The sequence below is a fragment of the Bradyrhizobium sp. USDA 4532 genome, from assembly GCF_024171315.1.
In the GTDB taxonomy this organism is placed as follows: domain Bacteria; phylum Pseudomonadota; class Alphaproteobacteria; order Rhizobiales; family Xanthobacteraceae; genus Bradyrhizobium; species Bradyrhizobium australafricanum.
Map to the genome: position 1 here is coordinate 6,831,447 of NZ_JALJZN010000001.1, position 13,954 is coordinate 6,845,400.

At 65.9% G+C, this 13,954-nt stretch carries 12 protein-coding genes; 10 read left to right on the plus strand and 2 right to left on the minus strand.

The window, feature by feature from the left end:
• The first annotated feature begins 4 nt into the window (after positions 1–4).
• The 10 genes from J2R76_RS31395 (at position 5) to J2R76_RS31440 (ending at position 12,676) form a co-directional block, all read left to right on the plus strand.
• Positions 5–994 carry an SGNH/GDSL hydrolase family protein gene (locus tag J2R76_RS31395; protein ID WP_076830966.1) on the plus strand — a complete coding sequence of 330 codons (990 nt, stop codon included), beginning with the start codon at positions 5–7 and terminating at the stop codon, positions 992–994.
• A 362-nt stretch (positions 995–1,356) separates the two neighbouring features.
• Positions 1,357–2,859, plus strand: coding sequence for a glycerol kinase GlpK (gene glpK, locus J2R76_RS31400; protein ID WP_076830963.1), 1,503 nt, complete (start codon positions 1,357–1,359; stop codon positions 2,857–2,859).
• Between the two features lie 201 nt (positions 2,860–3,060).
• Positions 3,061–5,505 (plus strand): penicillin acylase family protein, encoded by a 2,445-nt coding sequence (locus J2R76_RS31405; RefSeq protein ID WP_076830960.1) that lies wholly within the window; start codon positions 3,061–3,063, stop codon positions 5,503–5,505.
• Positions 5,506–6,239: 734 nt separating this feature from the next.
• Positions 6,240–6,497 (plus strand): hypothetical protein, encoded by a 258-nt coding sequence (locus J2R76_RS31410; RefSeq protein WP_141339761.1) that lies wholly within the window; start codon positions 6,240–6,242, stop codon positions 6,495–6,497.
• Between the two features lie 209 nt (positions 6,498–6,706).
• Positions 6,707–7,300: an N-acetyltransferase gene (locus J2R76_RS31415; RefSeq protein ID WP_076830957.1), complete on the plus strand. Its 594-nt coding sequence runs from the start codon at positions 6,707–6,709 to the stop codon at positions 7,298–7,300.
• A 150-nt stretch (positions 7,301–7,450) separates the two neighbouring features.
• On the plus strand, positions 7,451–8,077 hold the full coding sequence (locus J2R76_RS31420; RefSeq protein WP_076830954.1) for a glutathione S-transferase family protein: 627 nt from the start codon (positions 7,451–7,453) through the stop codon (positions 8,075–8,077).
• Positions 8,078–8,405: 328 nt separating this feature from the next.
• Entirely contained in the window at positions 8,406–9,821 is a 1,416-nt protein-coding gene (thrC, locus tag J2R76_RS31425) for a threonine synthase (protein ID WP_076831073.1), read from the plus strand.
• A complete protein-coding gene (locus tag J2R76_RS31430) occupies positions 9,821–11,110 on the plus strand; it encodes a pitrilysin family protein (protein WP_076830951.1) in 1,290 nt (429 codons plus the stop codon). The genes thrC and J2R76_RS31430 overlap by 1 nt, the downstream gene beginning before the upstream one ends.
• 212 nt (positions 11,111–11,322) lie before the next feature.
• Entirely contained in the window at positions 11,323–11,910 is a 588-nt protein-coding gene (locus J2R76_RS31435; protein WP_026191927.1) for a GNAT family N-acetyltransferase, read from the plus strand.
• Between the two features lie 115 nt (positions 11,911–12,025).
• Entirely contained in the window at positions 12,026–12,676 is a 651-nt protein-coding gene (locus J2R76_RS31440; protein WP_076830948.1) for a hypothetical protein, read from the plus strand.
• A gap of 128 nt (positions 12,677–12,804) precedes the next feature.
• Here J2R76_RS31440 and J2R76_RS31445 read toward each other — a convergent pair whose 3' ends face one another.
• Together J2R76_RS31445 and J2R76_RS31450 are read right to left on the minus strand one after the other, a co-directional pair.
• Positions 12,805–13,290 carry an ATP F0F1 synthase subunit B gene (locus J2R76_RS31445; protein ID WP_076830947.1) on the minus strand — a complete coding sequence of 162 codons (486 nt, stop codon included), beginning with the start codon at positions 13,288–13,290 and terminating at the stop codon, positions 12,805–12,807.
• 3 nt (positions 13,291–13,293) lie between these two features.
• Positions 13,294–13,860 carry a F0F1 ATP synthase subunit B gene (locus J2R76_RS31450; RefSeq protein WP_076830944.1) on the minus strand — a complete coding sequence of 189 codons (567 nt, stop codon included), beginning with the start codon at positions 13,858–13,860 and terminating at the stop codon, positions 13,294–13,296.
• Positions 13,861–13,954: the final 94 nt, after the last annotated feature.

The following is a 13,954-nucleotide window of genomic DNA, read 5'->3' on the forward strand; positions in this document are numbered from 1 at the left end:
GTAAATGCGTTTTGCCTTCCCTTTTCGCGCTTCCGCAGGGCGAGGTCTCTGTGCCGTTGCGGTGCTGACGCTGCTCGCGGTCGCACCGTCGCGCGCGCAGACCGACCAGCATGCAGCGCTTTCGTCCGACGGCAAGACCGAGGCCGCAAAGCCTGATGCAACGCAGCCCGCTGCGACGGCTGACGCAACCAATCCGCCGCAACCCGGCGTCGCCGCGAAGGCGCTCGATAAGGTGAAGCAGGCCGCGAAATCCGCCAGCGACATCTTCCACCGCGTGCCCTGTCAGCAGCCCAAGGGCGTGCCGAACAGCACCGGTTCGCTGCCGCATGTCGCGGCCAAGCTCGCCGCCGGCAAGCCGGTCGTGATCATCGCATTCGGCTCGTCCTCGACCCAGGGCTATGGTTCGTCGGCGCCGGAATTCACCTATCCGAACCGGCTCGCCGGACAGTTGCGCCGGCAGTATCCGTCCGCCGACATCACCGTGCTCAATCGCGGCAAGGGCGGCGAGGACGCGCCCGAGATGATGAAGCGGCTGCAGACCGAAGTGATCGACGTCCATCCCGACATGGTGATCTGGCAGGTCGGCACCAACGCGGTGCTGCGCAACCTCGATCCGACCGAGACCGCCAGGCAGGTCGAGGACGGCGTGGCGCGCCTTCAGGCGTCCGGCGCCGACGTCGTGCTGGTCGATCCGCAATATTCGCCGCGCGTCACCGAGCGTCCCGAAAGCGCGCGCGGCATGGTGAAGCTGCTCGGCCGCATCGCCGCCCTGCGTCATGTCGGCATCTTCCCGCGCTTCGAGGTGATGCGCGACTGGCACGAGAAACAGGCGATCCCGATCACCGATTTCGTCATCGCCGACGGCCTGCACATGAACGACTGGGGCTATGCCTGCTTCGCCCAGCTGCTCGGCGACGACATCATCCGCTCGGTCGGCGCGATCAAGATCGGCGTCAACGTCCCCGCCGATGTGCGGACCTACCGGCCGATGTGATCGGGCTGCCCGGCCGCTCCAACCGTCATTGCGAACGAAGCGAAGCAATCCATTCGTCCGCTTGCGCTGATGGATGGATTGCTTCATCGCTTCGCTCCTCGCAATGACGGTTGAGGCGGTGCGCTCATTTCCATCACCGTCACCCTGAGGTGGCCGCTTCTTCAGCGGCCCTCGAAGGGTCGACGGCCCGACTTGGGGGGCCGTGCATCCTTCGAGGCTCGCTCCGCTCGCACCTCAGGATGACGGGACTGATACCCTCGCGGACTCTTGCCTCGACCATCTCGGCACTCACCACCAATCTTGACCTCGCCGCGGTAATCCGCTCCCTTGGCGCTTGCACCCAAGCCTTAAGGGAAACGCTCATGTCTTTCGTGCTGGCCATCGATCAGGGCACCACATCGTCGCGCGCCATGGTGTTTCGCGGCGACATCTCCATCGCCGCCGTCGCGCAGCAGGAGTTTCCGCAGCATTTCCCCGCCTCCGGCTGGGTCGAGCACGAGCCGGAGGACATCTGGACCTCGACCGTGATGGTGTGCCGCGAGGCGCTGGAGAAGGCCGGCCTCAAGGCGAAGGACATCGCCGCGATCGGCATCACCAACCAGCGCGAGACCACCGTGGTGTGGGACCGCGCCACCGGACAGGCCGTGCACCGCGCCATCGTCTGGCAGGACCGCCGCACCGCCGACATCTGCGCAAAACTCAAGGCCGAGGGCCATGAGTCGGTGATTTCGGCCAAGACCGGTCTGATCATCGATCCCTATTTCTCCGGCACCAAAGTCGCCTGGATCCTCGATCACGTGCCGGGCGCGCGCGAGCGCGCCGAGCGCGGCGAACTCTTGTTCGGCACCGTCGACTGCTATCTGCTGTGGCGGCTCACCGGCGGGAGAGTCCACGCCACCGACGCCACCAACGCCTCGCGCACGCTGCTGTTCAACATCCATACCGGCGCCTGGGACGATGACCTCATCAGGCTGCTGCGCGTACCGCGCTCGATGCTTCCCGAGGTGAAGGATTCCTCCGCCCGGTTCGGCGAGAGCACGGCGGACTTGTTCGGCGGCCCGATCGCGATCTCCGGGATTGCCGGCGACCAGCAGGCCGCGACCATCGGCCAAGCCTGCTTCGAGCCCGGCATGATGAAGTCGACCTACGGCACCGGCTGCTTCGCGCTGCTCAACACCGGCACCACGCCGGTGGCCTCGAAGAACAAGCTGCTCACCACCATCGCCTACCAGCTCGGCGGCCAGCGCACCTACGCGCTCGAGGGCTCGATCTTCGTCGCCGGCAGCGCGGTGCAGTGGCTGCGCGACGGGCTCGGCATCATCAAGCACGCCGCCGAGACCGGACCGCTTGCCGACAAATCGGACTCCATGCAGAGCGTCTACTTGGTGCCCGCCTTCGTCGGCATGGGCGCGCCGTACTGGAATCCGCGCGTGCGCGGCGCGCTGTTCGGGCTCACCCGCAACACCGGCCCGGCCGAGCTCGCGCATGCGACGCTGGAGAGCGTCTGCTACCAGACCTTCGATCTGTGGGCCGCGATGCGCACCGACTGGCCGGAGGCCAACGCCGCCAACACCGTGCTGCGCGTCGACGGCGGCATGACCGCCTCGGACTGGACCATGCAGCGGCTCGCCGATCTGCTCAACGCCCCGGTCGACCGCCCGATGATCCAGGAGACCACCGCACTCGGGGCTGCCTATCTCGCCGGCCTCGATGCCGGCGTCTATCCGGAGCCCGCCAAGTTCGCCGACAATTGGCGGCTCGAGCACCGCTTCCGGCCGGCGATGAGCCAGGCGACGCGCGAGCGCAAGCTCGCCGGCTGGGCCCGCGCCGTGAAGGGCGTGCTGGCGAGCGACGAGGGGGAATGATGAACTGATGCTGCGGCAAGCTCGCTGCACCTCTCCCGCTAGCGGGGTCAAGACGAGCGAAGCTCGCTCTTAGGTCGTAGTGCATCATCAGATGCGCTACGGGTGGGGTCTCTTTCCACACCAAGCAAGCGGCGACGCTACGGCTGCCGCTCAATCTCGCCAAGTGTGCGCAATAATCAATAACAACCATCGGAGAACAACATGAACACGGATCTCAACCGCGTCGCCAAGCTACTCACTGCCGCACTCTGCGCCGCAATACTTGTTGCACCCGCCACCGCGCGCGAGAAGCCGAGCCCGCTCGTCGCGGCGCGCGAGGTCAAGACCGACGTCGCCGGGCTGAAGGCGCCGGGGCAGATCCTGGTCGATGTCTGGGGCATCCCGCACATCTATGCCGGCAACGAGCACGACCTGTTCTTCCTGCAAGGCTTCAACGCCGCGCGCGATCGGCTCTGGCAGATCGATCTCTGGCGCAAGCGCGGGCTCGGCCTCTTGGCGAAGGATTTCGGCCCTGCCTATGCCGAGCAGGACAAGGCGCTGCGTCTGTTCCTCTATCGCGGCGACATGAATGCGGAATGGGCCGCCTATGGCCCGAAGGCGAAATCCTATGCGGAGGCGTTCGTCGCCGGCGTCAACGCCTATGTCGCCGACGTCCAGGCGGGCAAGCGCGCGCTACCGATCGAGTTCAGGATCGCAGGCACGATGCCGGATTTGTGGTCGGCAGAGGATGTCGTGCGCGTCCGCAGCCATGGCCTGACCCGCAACGTCGCCTCCGAGGTGAAGCGCTCGCGGGTCGCCTGCGCTGCCGGCCTCGATGCCGATCGTTTCCGCGTCAAGCTGGAGCCCACCTGGACCACCAGGATCCCCGATGGGCTCGATCCCTGCAGCGTGCCGAAGGCGGTGCTCGCCGCCTACGATCTTGCCACGCGGCCGGTGAAGTTCGCCGCGCCGAAGGACCAGAAGGCGGCGCTGGCGCATGATCCCGACACCTACCTCGCCGAGGCCGACCAGCAGCGCGACACCATCGGCTCCAACAACTGGGTGATCGCGGCATCGCGCACCGCGACCGGACGTCCGATCCTCGCCAACGATCCGCATCGCGAGCACTCGGTGCCGTCGCTGCGCTACATCGTCGGCCTCAACGCGCCCGGCATCTCCGTGATCGGCGCCGGCGAGCCGGCGCTGCCGGGCATCTCGATCGGCCACAACGACACCATCGCGTTCGGGCTGACCATCTTCAACGTCGATCAGGAAGACCTCTACGTCTACGAGCTCAACCCCGACAATCCGAACCAGTACCGCTACGGCAGCGGCTGGGAGGACATGCGGATCGTGCATGAGAAGGAAGCGGTGAAGGGCGAGGCCGACCGCGATCTCGAGCTGAAGTTCACCCGCCACGGCCCGGTGATCTTCGTCGACGCCGACAACAAGCATGCGTTCGCCGTGCGCTCGATCTGGTTCGAGCCGGGCACCTCGGCCTATTTCGGCTCGTCCGACTACATGACGGCGAAGAATTGGAACGGCTTCCTCGGCGCGATGCGGCGCTGGGGCGCGCCGTCGGAGAACCAGGTCTATGCCGACACGTCAGGCAATATCGGCTGGGTCGCCGCCGGCAAGACGCCGCGCCGCGCCAGTTTCGACGGCCTGATGCCGGTGCCCGGCGACGGCCGCTATGAGTGGCAGGGCTTTCTGTCGCTCGACGAGTTGCCGAAGCTGTATCAGCCGAAGCAGGGCTTTATCGCCACCGCCAACCAGATGAACCTGCCGGCGGATTATCCGGTGGGTGAGCGCAGGGTCGGATTCGAATGGGCCGACAGCGCGCGCTGGCAGCGCATCACCGAGGTGCTGCAGGCCAACAGCAAGGTGACGCTGGCGGACGCGATGGCGCTGCAGAACGACGACACCGGCATGCTCGCGCGGCGCCTCGTCGCGCTGCTGAAGCCGCTCACGTCGGATGATGCGAACGTCGGGAAGGGCCTCGATCTGCTCAAGGCGTGGGATGCGCGTGATGCGGCCGATAGCGCGGCCGCCGCGGTCTATGAGGTGTGGATCGCAAACCATCTCGGGCCGGTGCTGCTCAAGACCACCGCGCCGAAGGCAGCCGAGCTGATTGCGCCGGAGGCCTCCAGCATCTCCGCCATTGTCGGCTATCTCGAAAAGCCGGACGTGGCGCTCGGCAGCGATCCATCAGCCGAGCGCGACCGCTTGCTGCGCGACAGCCTCGGCGAGGCGGTCGCCGATGTTGCCGACAAGCTAGGTCCCGATGCGTCGACCTGGCGCTGGGGCCGGCTGCATGTTGCGCAATTCAATCACGCGCTGATGCCGCTCGCCGACAAGGCGACCGCGGCGCAGATGCAGGTCGGCCCGCTCGCCTTTGGCGGCGCCGCCAACGTGCCGCGCGCCGCCACCTATCGCCGCTCCGACTATCATCTGATCTCCGGCGCTTCATTCCGCATGGTGCTCGATGTCGGCAATTGGGATGCGAGCCGCGCCGTCAACACGCCGGGCCAATCCGGCGATCCCTTCAGCGGCCACTACCGCGACCTCGCGCCGCTATGGGCGACGGGCCAGTATGTGCCGCTGCTCTACAGCCGGCCGGCGGTGGAAGCCGCAACCGCGGAAGCGATCACGCTGACGCCGAGGTGAGGGGGCGGTCACCCAAAACTCCACTGTCGTCCCGGGCAAGCTCCGCGCGACCCGGGACCCATAACCACAAATGCCGATTGTCTTGCGATGTTGGGGCCGCAGCGTGCCTTATCAACTCAACCCTGTGGCAATGGGTCCCGGCCTTCGCCGGGACGACACCCGAGTGTTCGGCACTGCCGTAGCCGCAACCGCGGACGCGATCACGCTGACGCCGAGGTGCGGAGGCGAGTGCGTCTCATCGGCTGCGCCACAAACTCCGCCGTCGTCCCGGCGAAGGCCGGGACCCATAACCACGAATGCCAATTGTCCTGCGATGTTGGGGCCGCAGCAGCGTCGTTCAACAACGTAGTCCTGTGGTAATGGGTCCCGGCCTTCGCCGGGACGACGTCAAACGTGTGGCGAGCACCGCGCTCACTTTTCCTGCTTCTCCTGAAAGCGGAAGCGCGACCCTGGATTCATCCATGCGAATGCCGACGCGGACTGCGGCGGCCAGCCACTATTCACTTCGTGCCATCAACGCGGCGGCGCATCTGGATCACTACAAGTTGACGTTTGCGATTTGCGCACGGACTTCCCGCAACACTGTGCGCGGGCGTCCAAGAAGCGTTGGCTTCTGCCTGTTAGTCTGACCGATCGTGATCGCCGCCGGCCTGTGACGGTTCTCACATCCGGCGCGAGCACGCATTTTCTGGAAGCGATTGAAAGCTCAGCTGGTTACTTCACAGGAGCTGACCATGACGAAAACTATTCTTGTTTCGATCGCAGTTGTTTGTCTGTCCACGGCGGCACTCGCCGATGCACGCACGGCACAACACCGGACCCACCAGCGTCTCGTGATGGGTACCGCACTGAGTCCTGCCGTGCTCAATGCCAACGCCAGTCTCAATGGCGATGTCAGCGACCGCGCGATGCGCATACGGAGTCTTCGCGAGTCCGGCTACAACCCGAAGAACGATTTCGACGCCAACGGCAACGTATGGGTCGGCAACTAACCGGGTACGGGAGGGCCTGGGGAGCCCTCCCTCAAAGCGCGTTCAAACTGGTTTATCCCGCTCGTTGGACCTGGCCGCTCGAATGAGCAGCGGTGGATGCGCTTATTACCTCGTCTGCTTCTCCTGACCAGGCATTGCGCGCAGCGTTGCATTGCATCCGCGGCGACGTGCGGTTATGTCCCGCCGACAGCCTGCAAACAGAGGTCGCGATGCTGCTGCCCAACGGTTACTCCGACATCCCCCATGGCAAGATCGCTGCCGTCGTCACCCATCTGGAAATGACCGCGCTTCCGCCGCTGCGCGACGATCCGCCCGGCGCGTGGCGCCTGCGCAAGGTCGATCGGCCAGCGCTCGACTGGTATCGCGATATCTATCGCCGGGTCGGCGAGGAGTGGCTGTGGTTCACCCGCACCGGGCTCGATGATTCCGATCTCGCCTCGAGGATCCACGGCCCCGGCAACGAGCTCTACGGGCTGGCCGTCGACGGCCAGGATGAGGGCCTGCTCGAACTCGATTTCAGCGTGGCCGGCGAATGCCAGCTGCTCTATTTCGGCGTCACCGCAAAATTCATCGGCACCGGCGCCGCGCGCTTCCTGATGAACCGCGCGCTCGAGATTGCCTGGTCACGCGACGTCAGCCGCGTCTGGGTGCACACCTGCACCTTCGACCATCCCTCGGCCGTCGCATTCTACCAGCGCTCCGGCTTCCGTCCGTTCCTGCGGCAGATCGAGGTGGCGGATGATCCGAGGCTCGACGGCAAATTGCCGCGCGATGCGGCGAGGCACGTGCCGGTGATTGGGTAGCTCGCCTAACGGACCGGATCAGGATCCGGTTGCAATGCGGCGCGGCCCATCTACGATGGTGCAAAGTGCAACCTTTGTCCCCGGCATTCGCACACTTCGAAATCTCTGTTTTCGAGGCGGCTTGCTGCGGCATGACCGACGAGATGACAGATGTTTTTGATCGGCCAGTACGACTCGCCCTTTGTCCGTCGGACCGCGATCGCGCTGCGGCTCTATGGGTTGCCGTTCGAGCATAAGCCGTGGTCGACCTTCGGCGATGCGGAGAAGGTTGCGGCCTACAATCCGGTGCGGCGGGTGCCGACGCTGGTGCTCGATGACGGCGAGGCGCTGATCGAGAGTAGTGCGATCCTGGATTATCTCGACGAACTGGTCGGGCCGGACAAGGCGATGATCGCGCGCTCAGGCGCCGAGCGGCGCAAGCATCTGCGCATCACGGCGCTGGCGACCGGGCTTGCCGACAAGGCGGTGAGCCTTGTCTATGAGCGCGTGTTGCGCAAGGAGCAGTTGAAGCTCTGGGTCGAGCGCTGCGAGGCGCAGATCGCGGGCGTGCTCGCGGTGCTGGAGCAGGAGCGCGCGGCGGTGCCGACGCCGTACTGGCTGGGCAATCGCATCGGTCATGCCGACGTCGCGGTGGCCTGCGCGCTGCGCTTCACCGGCGAGGCGCATCCGCATCTGTTCGACGCGCGCTATCCGGCGCTCGAGGCCCACGCCACGTGCTGCGAGGCGCTGCCGCCGTTCCAGGAGATCGTGCAGCCGCTGGCGCCGCCGAGCGGTTAGTGGATGGCGCGACCCGCGCTGATTGGCGTGTACCCCTCGCGCGCGGATGTCGCGAGAACGCATGATTATGACTCACAAGCGGCACCACACATTTGCTGTCGTCCCTGCTTTCGCGTGCTTTCGCGGGGACGACGGTTGTGTTTGCGGCGCGCCCGCCAATCTCCCTCAGCAACGCCACGCACTCGCCCGCGACCCCGAGGCGCGCGCTTCGGGCTACCCATTGCTGGTCCGATCTTCTATGGTGAACCGTTCGGGTCGCATGGAGCGAACTCGATAATTCCATGATATCAAAGGCTTAAGGCTCGGATCGAAGCCTTTGGAGGGCGGTTTGACGCGGTATATTTCGACCAGGGGTGAGGCCCCGGTGCTCGGCTTCTGCGATGTGATGCTGACCGGGCTTGCCCGTGACGGCGGGCTCTACGTGCCCGAGACCTGGCCGCAACTGTCGCCCGAGACCATCGCCACCTTCTTCGGCCGTCCCTATTGGGAGGTCGCGGTCGAGATCATCCGTCCGTTTGTCGCCGGCGAGATTTCCGACGCCGAGCTCGGCCGCATGGCCAACGAGGCCTATGCCACCTTCCGCCATCCCGCGGTGGTGCCGCTCGCCCAGGCCGGGCCGAACCAGTTCCTGCTCGAGCTGTTCCATGGACCGACGCTGGCGTTCAAGGACGTCGCGATGCAGCTGATCTCGCGGCTGATGGATCACGTGCTGGCCAAGCGCGCACAGCGCACCACCATCGTGGTCGCGACCTCGGGCGATACCGGTGGCGCCGCGGTCGAGGCTTTTGCCAATCTCGACAATGTCGACCTCGTCGTGCTGTTCCCGAACGGCCGCATCTCCGAGGTGCAGCGCCGCATGATGACGACGACCGGCGCCGCCAACGTCCACGCGCTCGCGATCGAAGGCACCTTCGACGATTGCCAGGCGCTGGTGAAGGCGATGTTCAACAACCATCGCTTCCGCGACCAGGTGGCGCTGTCGGGCGTCAACTCGATCAACTGGGCGCGCATCGTCGCGCAAGTGGTCTATTACTTCACCTCGGCGGTCGCGCTCGGCTCGCCGCAGCGCACCGTCGATTTCACGGTGCCGACCGGCAATTTCGGCGACATCTTCGCGGGCTATGTCGCCAAGCGGATGGGGCTGCCGATCCGGAACTTGCGCATCGCCGCCAACGTCAACGACATCCTGGCGCGCACGCTGAAGACCGGCATCTACGAGGTGCGCGAGGTGCACGCCACGACGTCGCCGTCGATGGACATCCAGGTGTCGTCGAACTTCGAGCGGCTGCTGTTCGAGGCAAGCGGCCGCGACGCCGATCAGGTCCGTCGCCTGATGGCCTCGCTGAAGCAGTCCGGCCGCTTCGTGCTGCCGGATGCGACGCTGGCCGCCGTGCGCCGTGATTTCGACGCCGGCCGTGCCGACGAGACCGAGACGGCGGCCGCGATCCGCGCCGCCTGGCGCGAGGCGGGCGATCTGGTCGATCCCCACACCGCGGTGGCGCTCGCGGTCGCCGACCGCGACACCTCGGATTCCAGGATCCCGAACATCGTGCTGTCGACCGCGCACGCGGCCAAATTCCCCGACGCGGTGGAAGCCGCCTGCGGGGTGCGTCCGCAGCTGCCGGTCTGGCTCGGAGGCCTGATGAGCAAATCCGAACACATCACGGTCATGAAGAATGATTCTGCCGAGGTCGAGCGCTTCGTGCTGTCGGTCAGCCGTGCTGCCAAGCAGGGAGTTGCCTGATGGGCGTTGAAATCACCAAGCTGCCGAGCGGGCTGACAATCGTCACCGACACCATGCCGCATCTGGAAACCGCGGCGCTCGGGGTCTGGGCCGGCGTCGGCGGGCGTGACGAGAAGCCGAACGAGCACGGCATCTCGCATCTGCTCGAGCACATGGCATTCAAGGGCACGGCGCGGCGCTCCTCGCGCGAGATCGTCGAGGAGATCGAGGCGGTCGGCGGCGACCTCAATGCGGGGACCTCGACCGAGACCACGGCCTATTATGCGCGGGTGATGAAGGCCGACGTGCCGCTGGCGCTCGACGTGCTCTCCGACATCCTCGCCAACCCGTCCTTCGTGCCGGACGAGCTGGAGCGCGAGAAGAGCGTCATCGTGCAGGAGATCGGCGCGGCGCAGGATACGCCCGACGACGTCGTGTTCGAGCATCTCAACGAGCTCTGCTATCCGGAGCAGCCGATGGGGCGCTCGCTGCTCGGCACCGCCAAGACGCTGAAGGTCTTCGATCGCGACATGCTGCGCGGCTATCTCTCGACGCATTACCGCGCCCCCGACATGGTGGTCGCGGCCGCCGGCGCGGTCGATCACGCGCGGATCGTCGAGGACGTCACGCAGAAGTTTGCGAGCTTCGACGCCACCCCGGCGCCGAAGCCGCAGGTCGCGATGTTCGGCAAAGGCGGCTCGCGGGTGGTGCATCGCGATCTCGAGCAGGCGCATCTGACGCTGGCGCTCGAAGGCGTGCCGCAGACCGACCCGTCGCTGTTCTCGCTGCAGGTCTTCACCAACACGCTCGGCGGCGGGATGTCGTCGCGGCTGTTCCAGGAGGTGCGCGAAAAGCGCGGGCTGTGCTACTCGATCTATACCTTCCACGCGCCCTACACTGACACCGGCTTCTTCGGCCTCTACACCGGGACCGATCCGGCCGATGCGCCGGAAATGATGGAAGTCATCGTCGACGTCATCAACGACGCGGTCGAAACCCTGACCGAGGCCGAGGTCGCCCGCGCCAAGGCGCAGATGAAGGCCGGCCTGTTGATGGCGCTGGAAAGCTGTTCATCGCGGGCCGAACAATTGGCACGCCATGTGCTAGCCTATGGCCGGCCGCAGACGGTGGAAGAACTGGTGGCCCGGATCGACGCGGTCAGCGTCGAATCGAGCCGCAACGCCGCCCGTGCCCTGCTGGCGCGCAGCCGGCCCGCCGTTGTCGCGCTCGGCAGCGGCAGGGGTCTGGACACGGCGGTGGCTTTTGCGGAAGGATTGACGAATTCGAAGGCAAAGACGCTGTTGCATTGAGTATTCTGCTTACCTCGCCCCGCGCTTGCGGGGAGAGCATAGGCCGCCTACCGGCGGCCGTTGACGGACATACGCCGAGGCGGAACCTCAGCTATGGCCGAAGGCTTCGGGTGAGGGTAGAGCCGCAAGACCGAATCTGCGGTAAGACCCCTCACCCCGACCCTCTCCCCGCAAGGGCGGGGCGAGGGAGAAGTGGCGGGGAGTGTTGGGCCATGGCCCTGTTTCGTTTGCCGTCCAATGGACCCGCTGCACTGATGCCGCGCGGTCACGGGCTCTTGCTGCGCGCGCCGCAGATGTCGGATTTCCCGCAATGGGCGCAATTGCGCGAATTCAGCCGCGCCTATCTCACGCCATGGGAACCGATCTGGCCCTCCGACGACCTGACCCGCGCCGGCTTCCGCCGCAGGCTGCGCCGCTACACCGAGGACATCGCCGCCGACCGCTCCTATCCGTTCATCATCTTCCGCGAATCGGACGGGGTGATGATCGGCGGCATCACGCTCGCCAACGTCCGGCGCGGCATCGTGCAGGCCGGCACGATCGGCTACTGGGTCGGGCTGCCGCATGCCCATCGCGGCTACATGACGACGGCGCTGCGGGTGCTGCTGCCCTCGCTGTTCGGCGAGCTCAATCTGCACCGCATCGAGGCGGCCTGCATTCCCTCCAATGCCTCGTCGATCCGCGTGCTGGAGAAGTGCGGCTTCACCCGCGAGGGTCTGGCGCGGCGCTATCTCTGCATCAACGGGATCTGGCAGGACCACCTGCTGTTCGGCCTGCTGCACGAGGATTTCCGCGGCTGATCCGTAAGCCTTTTTACGGATGGCGGTGCCGCCTTCGATGCCTTGGGTTCGCCGCCATTGCCTTGCTATAACGGCCGCGAAACAGGGAACCCGGTTGGGAAATTTGAGGACATTGATGGGTGAAAGGGTGATCAGGTTCGCGCTCGCAGCGGCGGTATCGATCGGTCTCGGTGCCACTTTGTTGCCTTCGGCAGCTCTTGCGCAGTCGCTGAGCGACCGCTTCAAGAGCCTGTTCGGCGGCGGCTCGTCCGACCAGGACAAGCCGGCGACGCCCGCAGCGCCGCAGCAGCTCAACGATGCCGACGCCGAACTGACCTGCCCGCCGGTGCAGATCCGCTCCGGAGCCTCGACCTATTCGGTGGCCGCGAACGGCAAGGAAGCGGTCGGCAACGACGTCAAGTTCCTGGCCTCGATCACGCGCACGGCGCGGCAATGCAATCTGAACAGCGGCCAGATCACGGCCAAGATCGGTATTCAGGGGCGGATCATTGTCGGTCCCCAGGGCGCGCCACCGAGCATTCAGGTGCCGCTGCGCGTTGCCGTGGTGCAGGGCGGCGTCGGCGAGAAGACCATCATGACCAAGGCCTACACCACCACGGTGCAGATGGACGAAAGCGGCAGCGTGCCGTTCAGCCTGGTCGCCGAGGACGTCGTCTATCCGGCGCCGTCTCCGGCCGACAACGACAATTACATCTTCTATATCGGCTTCGACCCGCAGGCCCTGAAGCCGGAGCCCAAGGCCCGCGCGCCGCACAAGAAGAAGTAACAGCGCGTTTTCGAGCGAAGTGGACGCCGGTTCGCGTGACGAAAACGCGTCAAACGGACGAATTTGGACAAAACAAAAGGCCGGCGCGATGAGCTCGCGCCGGCCTTTTTTAAGGAGTTCAGATAGCGTCAGTTCAGCTTGGAGCGGACTTCGGCGATGCCCTTGCCGACGAGGTCGTCGGCAACCGAGCCCTTGACCGACTGCGACAGGATGGTCGAGGCGGCCGTCACCGCGGCGTTGGCCGCGGCGGCGCGGACATCGGCCACGGCCTGGGCCTCGGCCTGGGCGATCTTGCTCTCGGCGGTCTTGGTCCGCCGCGCGACAAAATCTTCCATCTTGGTCTTGGCTTCGGCCGCGATCCGTTCGGCTTCGACCTTGGCGTTGGAGATGATCTCCTCGGCCTCGCGCTCCGCGCTGGCGCGGCGCGCCTTGTACTCGCCGAGCAGCTTGTTGGCCTCGTCCTTCAGACGGCGGGCGTCTTCCAGCTCGGCCTTGATGCGCTCGGCGCGGTGGTCGAGCGCCGTCAGCAGGGTGCGATGAACGCCGAGATAGCCGAACACGACCAGCAGAAGGACGAAGGCGATCGCAACCCAGGTTTCCGGTTCGTAAAACATCGTCTATCCCTTCAGCGACGCGTCGACGGCGCTGTTGACCGCATTGGCGTCCGGCGTGACGCCGGCAAGTTGCTGGACGATGGCGCCGGCCGCATCCGCCGCGATGCCGCGGACGTTGCTCATGGCGTTGGTCCTCGTCGTTGCGATCTGCTTCTCGGCGTCGGCGAGCTTTGCCGCCAGCTTCTCTTCCAGCGCCTTGCGCTCGGCTTCCGAGGCCGCGTTCAGCTTTTCGCGGGTCTCGTTGCCGATCGCCTGCGCGTTGGCGCGCGCATTCGCCAGCTCGGTCTCGTAGGCCTTCAGCGCCGCGTCGGACTCGTCCTTCAGCTTCTGCGCCTCGGCCAGATCGCCCTCGATCTTGTTCTGACGTGCATCGATCGTCCCGCCGACGCGCGGCAGGGCGATACGCGACACGATCAGGTAGAGCGCGACAAATGCAATCGCCAGCGAGACCAGCTGCGAGGCGAAGTTGGACGAATCGAACGGCGGAAAGGCTCCGCCGTGATGTCCGCCGTCGGTCTCGGTGTGGGCGCCGGCTTTCTGGCCTTTTGCCTCGCCATGACTCTCAGCCATGGTGTTCTCCTGTTGCTGTCATGCGCGCCGCCCTTGGAACGAACCTTGGGCGGCGCGAAGGGGTTACCGCAAAGCGGAACCGGGTTACCGCAGA